At 71.4% G+C, this 3,165-nt stretch carries 2 protein-coding genes; one reads left to right on the top strand and one right to left on the bottom strand.

From position 1 onward, the window contains the following. Nucleotides 1-2,373 (bottom strand): hypothetical protein (locus tag Q7W29_13080; protein MDO9172753.1); only part of this gene is annotated, 2,373 nt, incomplete at its 3' end. A 327-nt stretch (nt 2,374-2,700) separates the two neighbouring features. Here Q7W29_13080 and Q7W29_13085 point away from each other — a divergent pair. Beyond that, nucleotides 2,701-3,165: hypothetical protein (locus Q7W29_13085; protein MDO9172754.1), on the top strand; the 465-nt coding region annotated here is incomplete at its 3' end.

Here is a 3,165-nt window from a genome sequence, read left to right on the forward strand (position 1 = left end):
GTTGAACGGGTTGGGCGCGTTGCCGCGCAGCAGCGGCCGCGCCAGCGGGCCGACGCCGGTCGTCAGCGTGCTGGTGCCCAGCTTGGAGACACCGATGCGGTAGGAGTCGTACGGCATCGTCGTCGTGAACCTGGCGCAAGCCACCAGGCTGACGCCGTCGGTGCGGCTCAGGATGGCGACGGTGGCGTCGCCCTGGGCCCCGACCTGGATCGGGAAGCCCGCCGGGTCGAGCACCGCGCCGGCCTCGCTGACCCGGGCGCCGTAGACGTCCGTCCGCGCGTCGAAGAACGAGTCCTGGTGGCGCTGGTCGTCCCAGGCGACCACGAAGGTCGCGCCGTCCCAGCCCACGACCGGCCGCAGCTGGCGGCCCGGCGCCTCGGCGATCGTGAAGTTGCCGCCCGGGAACGTGCCGTCGGCGTTCATGATCCGGCCCGCGATGTAGTTGTTGGCGTTGGACAGGGAGTTGTTCCGCCACACAAACAGGTACTTCTGGCCCGAGAAGGCCACGTCCGGCGTGCCGGCCGAGCCCGAAGTCGTCGCGGGGTTGGCCGCCGACGTGAAGGTGCCGTTCGGGTTCACGAAGTTGTAGACCGCGTCCGAGTTGCTGCTGTCGTGCGTCCAGTGGCTGTGGTAGGTCACGATCCAGCGCGACCCGTCCTGGCGCACGCGCGGGCCCACGTTCACGTAGCCGCCGCCGATGACCGTGGCGGCGTTCTGGAAGCCGCCGGTCGGCCCGTCGACGATGCGCATCCAGGTGTCGATGTACTGCGGGTAGGTCGCGTAGCGCGCCGTGGCGATCAGGAAGTCCTCGCCCAGGGCCTCGACGTCGGGGTCGAACCCCGGCATGACGTTGAACGGTTCGGGGTCGACGAAGGAGCCGTCGGCCAGCAGCCGCCGCGCCCGCACTCCGAGCGTGCCGTCGTCCCAAGTCACCAGGTAGAGCGCGCCGTTCCAGGCGATCCCGGTCTGGCCGATGCTCGCGGCCGCGGCGACCTCGATCGGTTCGGCGGACAGCGGCTGCCCGTCCGCGTCCAGGAAGTGCAGCAGCACGCGGTCGTCGTGGGCCGCCTCGCTGACGAAGACCAGCGCCGTCTGGCCGCCGGGTCCCTGCGCGAAGTCGGGCGTGCGCTGGCTGCGCGTGCCGGTCGAGACGCTGCTCTCGGCGCCGGGCACGTTGCCCGCGCTGATGGGCAGCTTGAAGACGTTAGTGTCGTAGCCCAGCGCGACGCGCAGGTCGTACCAGAACAGGTGCACGCCGCCGCCGACCCGGCCGGTCATGAGCGGTCCGTAGGCCGTGTTGACGTTGCCGCCGATGACGATCGGCAGCAGCACGCCGCCGTTCGGGTCCAGCACGTTGCCGGCGGCGTCGATGCGCACGGTGCGCAGGATGTCCGAGATGCCCCACTCCAGCCACCACTGGGTGCCGTCGTGGGCCAGCGTGGAGTGGTCGTACTGCGTGAAGCCCGACACGAGCCCCGTGCCCGCGGGCGTCAGCAGCGTGCCGTCGAGCGTCATGCGCGAGCCGAGCAGGGTCCCGAAGTCCACGATCCACGAGACGTAGTACTCGCTGCCGCTGCCGGCGATGGTCATGCCCGGCACGGTGAACGAGGCGCCGAACGGCTGCGCGTCCAAACCCACGCGCCGCGCCTTGAGCGTGCCGCCGTCGGACCAGTCGGGCCCGATGACCAGGTACTCGCCGTCGGCGACGACCGCCTTGGTGGGCCCGTACACCCAGTCCATGATCACGATCGGCGTGGGGTCCAGCAGCTGGCCGGCGGTGTCGATGCGCTGGCCGGCCAGGTAGGTGCCGTAGCCGTCGTTGTGGTAGATGCAGCGCGTGACGAGCCACTGCCCGCCCTGCCCGGCCACGTTCAGGCCGATGTCGTTGGGCTCGAACTGCGTCGCCGGGAAGGTGATGGGCGTCGCGTCGAGCACCTGGCCTTGCGCCGAGACGCGCACCGCGCGCGTGCGGTACTCGAAGTAGCCGCCCACCGGATCCTGGGAGCGGAACACGACCAGCCAGGCCTCCCCGTTCCAGGCGATGAACGGGCGGTCCTGCAGGCCCATGCCGCCGGCGATCAGGATCGGCGAGGCGTCGAGCGGCGCGCCCTGCGCGTCGAGGCGGATCCCGAAGACGTCGCCGCCGCTCTGCTCCGTCCCGCCGCCGACCTCCTGCCCGCGGAAGTCCGACCAGACGACCAGGGTCATGTCGCCGCCCCGGGCGGCATCGTGGTCCTGCTGGCTGCCCGTGGCCGCCGACACCGCGGCGTCGCCGGGCAGCAGGCCCTGTTCGAGGATCGGCAGGGGCTGAGCCGCGGCGGCGGCCGCGATCAACAGGAACAGGCAAGTCGACAGGGTGGGGGATCTGCGCACGTCGGCCTCCCGGGCTGGCGTTCGGATGCTGGGCGGCGGCGGGGGCGCCCGCTGAAAGAATAGCAATATAGTCGGAGTTGAATGGCGCGCTGTCTGTGATCCAGGTCACCGTGAGAAATTCACTACAAAAGAATCTTCCGTATCAAAATGGTATGGCATCTGCACCTGCGAAGTCCGATAATCGACAAGTCCCTTGAAATGCAACGATGGCGACGGCACGCGGCCGGACCGCCCCCCTCCTGCGCAACGGCGAGGTCAACGTTCGCCATGGAATGCCGAGATCGCGACATCCGTGCAGCCTGCACCGGCCCGATCCCTGCGCTCGTCTTGATCCTCGCGCTGGCCGCCGGGATCGGACCGGTCCGGGCCGGCGATCCGCCGCTCGCGCCCCTCGCCCCCGCCTGGAACCTGTCGCTGCGCAGCACAGGGTACGCCTACCAGACCGCCGACCCGGCCGGCGCCGAGACGGACCACGTCGACTTCTACCAGGAGTTCGCGGGCGGCGCCTCGGGCCTGGCCGGGGGCCGGCTCTCGCTGCGCGCGTCCGGCCGCTACGCGACCGCGCCGGCCGACGCCTGGACGAGTCGCGACAGGTCGCGCCTCTCGACCGGGTACCTCGAGGCCCGGCTCGGGCCGCGTCTGCGCGCGCGCCTGGGCCGCCAGTTCCTGCAGGCCGGCGTGGCCGCCTTGACCCTCGACGGCGCCGAGCTGACCTACGGCCGCGGGAGCGCCGTCGCGTTCTCGGCCTGGGGCGGCGCGCGGGCGCCCTGGGGCAACGCCACGAGGCTGGGC

This window comes from bacterium, assembly GCA_030654305.1.
In the GTDB taxonomy this organism is placed as follows: Bacteria; Krumholzibacteriota; Krumholzibacteriia; order LZORAL124-64-63; family LZORAL124-64-63; genus PNOJ01.